Raw genomic sequence first — 6,559 nt, 5'->3', positions numbered from 1 at the left:
CTGCGGCGCCGCCGAATCCGAACGCGCGGCCGGAAGCGGCGGCTGGGTTGGACGGCTGGCTCGCGGATCGGTTGTTTCGGTAGGCGTTAGACCAAAGGTCGCACCGTAACGCCAACCGTCATCCCCCGCGCATGTGGGGATCCAGTACGCCACGGCTTATCGGCTGAACACAAATGCCTCTGGAATACTGGATCGCCCGCTTTCGCGGGCGATGACAGCTGAGGTGACGGAGGCAGTGCGTAGGATGATAGGCGCGAGAGCGCCGCCTACTCCTGGATCCCGTAGCGGTGCAGGTCGTTGCCGTGAGTGTCGAGCCAATTCTTGGCGCGCGTGACGGAGGCGCAGACCTTGTCGACCACCCGCCAGAACCGCGCCGAGTGGTTCATTTCGACCAGATGCGCGACCTCGTGGGCGGCGAGGTAATCGAGCACGAAGGGCGGCGCCAGGATCAGCCGCCATGAGAATGACAGCGAACCTGCCGAGGTGCACGAGCCCCAACGGCTGGATTGATCGCGGATCGAGATCCGCCGCACCTTCACGCCGAGTTCCGCGGCATGAAGCTGCGCCGACTTCTGCAGATCCTTGCGCGCCTCTCGCTTGAGGAAGTCATGGACCCGGCGATCCATGTGCTCGACGCCGCCGGCGACGCAGAGGATCTTCTCGCCGCTGTCGCGCGTCTCGGTCCACACCGTGCCGCGCTCGCCCGAACGATGCACCAGCCGATGCGGCACGCCGCGCAACGGCACCACGGTGCCGGGCTGGAAGGGCGCGGCCTTCGGCAAGCGGCCAAGACGAGCGGCGATCCAGCCGCCGTGGATGTTGGCGAACTCCTTGGCTTCGATAATCGTGCCGCGCGGCGGCATCGTCAGGATCGCTTCGCGATCGGTCGGATGAATCCTGAGCGTGTAGCGGCGCGCGCGCCTGTGCCGGCGCAATCTGACGGTGAAAAACTGGGAGCCGTGTCTGACCAATACGGTCGCGGGTTCGGCAGGCCGCCGATAGAGGAGCGCGCGAGTAGCCATTTCTGAGAGTCCGGGGAGCAGGAGTTCGCCCGAACTCTGCCATATCCGCCGCCAGGGAAAGCGCTCGGCGCAAAAACAAATCATTTGCCCAATATACAGGGGCTGGTCGTTAATTGACCTCTACCGGCAGGGGGCGGAACCGGAATTTTTCTGATGAATCAGAGTCGCGAAAAAGGCCCAAGAGATGAAATTAAATTCATCACTTGGGCCTTGGTCGATTTGAGATTCTTTTAGCTAAATCAGTGGCTTGTGCGAACGCGAAAATCGCGTCCGGAGCGATACCTATTCGGCCGCCGCGACCAGGGAAAGCCGCGTACTGGCCGCCGAAACCATGAAATCGGAGATCCGCGGCACGATTTCGGAGCGGAACCGCGAGCCGTTGAACACGCCGTAATGGCCGACGCCCTTCTGCACGTAGTGCACGCGACGATGGTTCGGAATCGCGGTGCAGAGCGCGTGCGTTGCCTCGGTCTGGCCGAGACCGGAGATATCGTCCTTCTCGCCTTCCACCGTCATCAGCGCGACGCGGCGGATTTTCGACGGATCGACCGGCTTGCCGCGATGGGTCATCTCGCCCTTCGGCAGCGCGTGCTTGACGAAGACGAGGTCGACGGTCTGCAGGTAATACTCGGCAGTAAGGTCCATCACCGCGAGATATTCGTCGTAGAATTCACGGTGCTTATCGGCGAGGTCGCCGTCGCCCTTCACCAGATGGGCGAACAGCGCCTTGTGCGCGTCCATGTGCCGATCCAGGTTCATGCTGATGAAGCCGTTGAGCTGCAGGAAGCCCGGATAGACGTCACGCATCACGCCCGGATGCGGGAACGGCACCTTGGTGATGACATGGCTGCGGAACCATTCGATGCCGCGCTCTTCCGCAAGGTTGTTGACCGCAGTCGGATTGCGCCGCGTGTCGATCGGGCCACCCATCAGCGTCATCGACAGCGGCACGAACGGATCGTGGTTCGCTTCCATCACGGAGACCGCCGCCAGCACCGGCACCGAAGGCTGGCACACCGCGATGATGTGCATGTTGCCGCCGAGCGCATGCAGCATCTCGATGACGTAGTCGACATAGTCGTCGAGATCGAACCGGCCCTCGGCAAGCGGCACCATGCGCGCATCGGCCCAGTCGGTGATGTAAACTTCATGCGTCGGCAGGAATGCCTCGACGGTGCCGCGCAGCAGCGTCGCATAGTGGCCCGACATCGGCGCCACGATCAGCACCCGCGGCTGCGGCGCGCGCAACGGGCGCGTCAGCTTGCGATCGAAATGCAGCAGGCGGCAGAACGGCTTTTCCCAAACCGTGCGAACCTCGACCGCGGTGCGGATGCCGTTGACCTCAGTTGTCGGCAGGTTCCAATCCGGCTTGCCGTAACGGCGCGTGGTGCGCTCGAACAGCTCACAGCCGGCGGCGATCGATTTGCCGAACTCGGTATGCGTCCACGGATTGAGCGGGTTCTGAAACAGGATCTTGGTGGCGTCGGTCACCGCGCGCACCGGGTTGAGCGACGCATGCGCCATCTCATACATCCAGTACATCGGCGTCGTAAGTGCCGGGCTGCCTTCCGCCGCCAGTGGCGGTGCACCAAATTCACCGATGGGCATTGTATCTTCAGACCCCTGTTTGCGCCGCAGCATACTGACCAATGCGCAACATTGCGTCAATGTGCCGCTCACTGAATCTAGGGGCCGTATCCGGCTAAAACACCGTGAATCCACGAGAAAGTGACTTATTCACCACTACTGAGCAGCGATCCGTTGCGCTTGGCGCTCTGCAAAAGGGCAAGGAAGACCGCAAAAGAGGCAGCGAACAGGGCGGCGTTGATGACGAGCGCCCACACCATCAGGTCGGCACGGAAGACGTGATCGATCAGCAGCGAGCGCATGCCTTCGAACACATAGGTCGGCGGCAGCGTCCAGGCGACAAGTTGCAGCCAGGCCGGCAGCACCTCGACCGGATAGTAGATGCAGGCGAGCGGCATCACCGCAAACATCAGCGTCCAGACGATGCTCTCCGCGCCGAGCCCGTTGCGCAGCACGAGGCCCGAGGCGAACACCCCGACCGACCAGCTGGTGAAGATCAGATTGCAGAAGAACGCGATCAGCGGCAATCCGATGGCGTAGAAGTTGAAGCCGAAGAAGAACAGCGCCAGCAGCGTCATCGGGATCACGCCGATGGCGAGCCGGATCAGGCTCATGATCATCAGCGAGAGCAGGAATTCGATCGGCTTCAGCGGGCTCATCATCAGGTTGCCGAGATTGCGCGCCCACATCTCTTCGAGGAACGAGATCGAGAAACCGAGCTGGCCGCGGAACAGGATGTCCCACAGGATCACCGCGCCGATCAGCGTGCCGCCGGCCTTGGCGAAGAAGCCGGATGCCTGCGAGATGTAATTCTGCAGGAAGCCCCAAGTGATGATCTGCAAGGCCGGCCAGTAGATCAGCTCCAAGAGCCGCGGCCATGACGACATCAGGAGATACCAATAACGCAGCACCATCGCATTGATGCGCTGCAGGGAAATGGCGCGCGGGTGATGGCTGACGATCTCGCTCATGATAAGCCCTCTGGCGCGCCCTCCCGCGTCCGGCCGCGCGCGACATCGAGAAACACCTCTTCCAGCGTGTCGCGGTTGTAGCGCGCCATGATGCCCTCGGGGCTGTCGTCGTCCTCGATCTTGCCGCGCTTCATGATGATGACGCGGTCGCAAAGGCGCTCGACCTCCAGCATGTTGTGCGAGGCCAGCAGGATGGTCGCGTTATGGGTCTTGCGGTAGGTCTCGAGATGCTGCCGGACCCAGTCCGCGGTGTCCGGGTCGAGCGACGCGGTCGGCTCGTCGAGCAGCAGCAGGTCCGGCTCGTTGATCAGCGCCTTCGCCAGCGCGACGCGGGTCTTCTGCCCGGCGGAGAGCTTGCCATTGGAGCGGTCGAGGAATTCCTTGAGATCGAGATCGGCGGCGAGCTGGTCGATCCGACCGCGCAGATGCTTCACGGCATAGAGACGGCCGAAAATGGTCAGGTTCTGCCGCACCGTGAGCCGCATCGGCATGTCGACATAGGGGCTCTCGAAATTCATCCGCCCGAGCACGTCATAGCGCTGCTCCGGGATTTTTGCGCCCAGCACGCTGACGGTGCCCGAGGTCGGCAGCACCAGCCCCATGATCATTGCGATCGTCGTGGTCTTGCCGGCGCCGTTGCCGCCGAGCAGGCCGGTGATGCTGCCGCGCGCGATGCGGAACGAGATATCGTCGACCGCGCGGGTGGTCTTGTAGACCTTGACCAGATGCGCGACCTCGATCGCGGCCGATCCGCCCTGATCGGCCGCGGGCGCTTGGTTGGCCGCAGGCGCTTGCCCCTGACCTGTCTCGCGCTGTTGCATATGGCCGTCATTGAGCCATTGCGACAATAAGCGCAAGGCTTGGCGGTAATTAAAGGCTTGGCCCGCGTCCTTGCGCTAAGTCGCGAATTTGTGCGCCGCCCACGGCACAGCTAAAGTCCCTGACATGACCGACATCGCTTCCGATTTCCGCCAACCCCGCCGCTATGTCCGCCTGGATACGATCCTGCGGCTGCGCTGGCTCGCCGCGCTCGGTCAGCTCGTCGCAATCTTCATCGTTGCACAAGGGCTGGAATTCGACGTTCCGATCGTCCCCTGCGTCACCATCGTGACCTTCTCGGCGCTGCTCAATCTGGCGCTGCAGATCGCGTTCAACCCAATGCAGCGGCTGGAGCCGGCCTATGCCGCCGCTCTGCTCGCGATCAACATCGTCGAGCTCGGCGGCCTTCTGTACTTCACCGGCGGGCTGCAGAACCCGTTCTCATTCCTGTTCCTTGCGCCGGTGCTGATCTCGGCGACGGTGCTGCCGATCCGACTGACGATCGCGCTCGGCTGCCTTGCGGTCGCCTGCGCCTCGGCGCTGTTCTTCTATCATTTGCCGCTGCCGTGGGACGGCGACGATCCGCTGGTGCTGCCGCCGATCTACCTGATCGGCGTCTGGCTCTCGATCCTGCTCGCGATCGGGGTCACCAGCCTTTACGCGTTCCAGGTGACGGAGGAAGCGCGCCAGCTCTCCGACGCGCTCGCCGCCACCGAGCTGGTGCTGACGCGCGAGCAGCATCTGACCCAGCTCGACGGCCTCGCCGCCGCCGCCGCGCATGAACTCGGCACGCCGCTGTCGACGATCTTCCTGATCTCGCGCGAACTCGAGAAGACGGTGCATGACCCGGCCATCACCGGTGACCTGAAGACCGTGCGCGAACAGGCGCAGCGCTGCCGCGACATCCTGAGCAAGATCGCACAATTGTCATCGAGCGGGGCGCCGTTCGACACCATGAAACTGTCGACCCTGATCGAAGAGGCGGTGGCGCCGCATCGCGATTTCGGCATCAACATCAAGGTGCGGCTTGCTGTCGCAGCAACGCGTGAGCCGGTCGCCGCACGCAATCCCGCGATCCTTTATGGGGTCGGAAACATTCTCGAAAATGCGGTCGATTTCGCACACCAGACCGTCGAGGTGAACGCGTGGTGGAACGCCGAAACCATCGAGATCGTCGTCTCCGACGACGGCCCGGGCATCGCGCCTGACATGCTGAAGCGGATCGGCGAGCCCTATTTGTCGCGCCGCCGGGGCGCAGATGAGGCCCAAAACGCGCGTGGCGGCTTGGGCTTGGGCGTTTTCATCGCAAGGACGCTGCTGGAACGCACCGGGGCCAAGGTGTCGTTTACCAATCGCACCTTCCCCGATCACGGCGCCGTGGTGCAGATCGTCTGGCCGCGCGAACGCTTCGAGGAATCCACACCAAGCGAAGAAACCGAATCCTAAGAACGGTTCTTAATCGCAATTCCTGGCATACCGGATGCAGCCCACACGACTTTCGGCTGCCTTGGCAGCGCCGCACTAGGTCCCCATATAATACGTGTCTGCCACAGGGAAAAATGGACCGTGAACGCCATCACTGAACTGAATGACCATGCTGACCGCTCGCTCCTCATCGTTGAGGACGACAAGCCGTTCCTGGAACGCCTGTCGCGCGCGATGGAGACGCGCGGTTTCGCAGTGAAGTCATGCGACACGGTGTCTGACGGTCTCGCCGAGATCGGCCGCGCCGCGCCCGCTTTCGCGGTCGTCGACCTCCGCCTCGGCGACGGCAACGGTCTCGACGTCGTCTCGGCGCTGAAGCGCAAGCGCCCCGAGGCGCGCGCGATCGTGCTGACCGGCTACGGCAACATCGCCACCGCCGTCACTGCGGTGAAGATGGGCGCCGTCGATTATCTGTCGAAGCCCGCCGACGCCGATGACGTCGTCGCTGCGCTGCTCGCGACCGGCACCGAGAAGTCGGAGCTGCCGGCCAATCCGATGTCGGCGGACCGCGTGCGCTGGGAGCACATCCAGCGCATTTACGAGATGTGCAACCGCAACGTCTCGGAGACCGCGCGCCGTCTCAACATGCACCGCCGCACCCTGCAGCGCATCCTCGCCAAGCGCGCGCCGCGCTAAAGCGACAATTCATAACGTTTCGCGATGGCCGGGCTCGTC

Annotated in this window: 6 protein-coding genes; 2 read left to right on the top strand and 4 right to left on the bottom strand. The window is 63.3% G+C overall.

What is annotated here, in order from left to right; all coding sequences use genetic code 11:
* Nucleotides 1–266: 266 nt before the first annotated feature.
* The 4 genes from H8A92_RS27155 to H8A92_RS27140 all read right to left on the bottom strand — a co-directional run bounded on the left by H8A92_RS27155 (nucleotide 267) and on the right by H8A92_RS27140 (nucleotide 4,401).
* Nucleotides 267–1,106, bottom strand: coding sequence for a M48 family metallopeptidase (locus tag H8A92_RS27155; RefSeq protein ID WP_163156748.1), 840 nt, complete (start codon nucleotides 1,104–1,106; stop codon nucleotides 267–269).
* 198 nt (nucleotides 1,107–1,304) lie between these two features.
* Nucleotides 1,305–2,630 (bottom strand): polyhydroxyalkanoate depolymerase, encoded by a 1,326-nt coding sequence (locus H8A92_RS27150; protein WP_163156750.1) that lies wholly within the window; start codon nucleotides 2,628–2,630, stop codon nucleotides 1,305–1,307.
* A 125-nt stretch (nucleotides 2,631–2,755) separates the two neighbouring features.
* The gene (locus H8A92_RS27145; RefSeq protein WP_229198602.1) at nucleotides 2,756–3,580 is read right to left on the bottom strand and encodes an ABC transporter permease; all 825 of its coding nucleotides are present in this window, start codon (nucleotides 3,578–3,580) and stop codon (nucleotides 2,756–2,758) included.
* Entirely contained in the window at nucleotides 3,577–4,401 is an 825-nt protein-coding gene (locus H8A92_RS27140) for an ABC transporter ATP-binding protein (RefSeq protein WP_229198601.1), read from the bottom strand. Before H8A92_RS27140 ends, H8A92_RS27145 begins: the two co-directional genes overlap by 4 nt.
* 124 nt (nucleotides 4,402–4,525) lie before the next feature.
* On the opposite strand from H8A92_RS27140, the gene H8A92_RS27135 reads away from it, so the two are divergent.
* Both H8A92_RS27135 and H8A92_RS27130 read left to right on the top strand, forming a co-directional pair.
* Entirely contained in the window at nucleotides 4,526–5,845 is a 1,320-nt protein-coding gene (locus H8A92_RS27135) for an ActS/PrrB/RegB family redox-sensitive histidine kinase (protein ID WP_229198600.1), read from the top strand.
* A gap of 120 nt (nucleotides 5,846–5,965) precedes the next feature.
* Entirely contained in the window at nucleotides 5,966–6,520 is a 555-nt protein-coding gene (locus tag H8A92_RS27130; RefSeq protein WP_016845514.1) for an ActR/PrrA/RegA family redox response regulator transcription factor, read from the top strand.
* Nucleotides 6,521–6,559 lie beyond the last annotated feature (39 nt).

Source organism: Bradyrhizobium acaciae (genome assembly GCF_020889785.1).
GTDB lineage: Bacteria > Pseudomonadota > Alphaproteobacteria > Rhizobiales > Xanthobacteraceae > Bradyrhizobium > Bradyrhizobium acaciae.
Note: the sequence above shows the minus strand (reverse complement) of the source record. Positions and strands in the feature narration are given on the sequence as shown.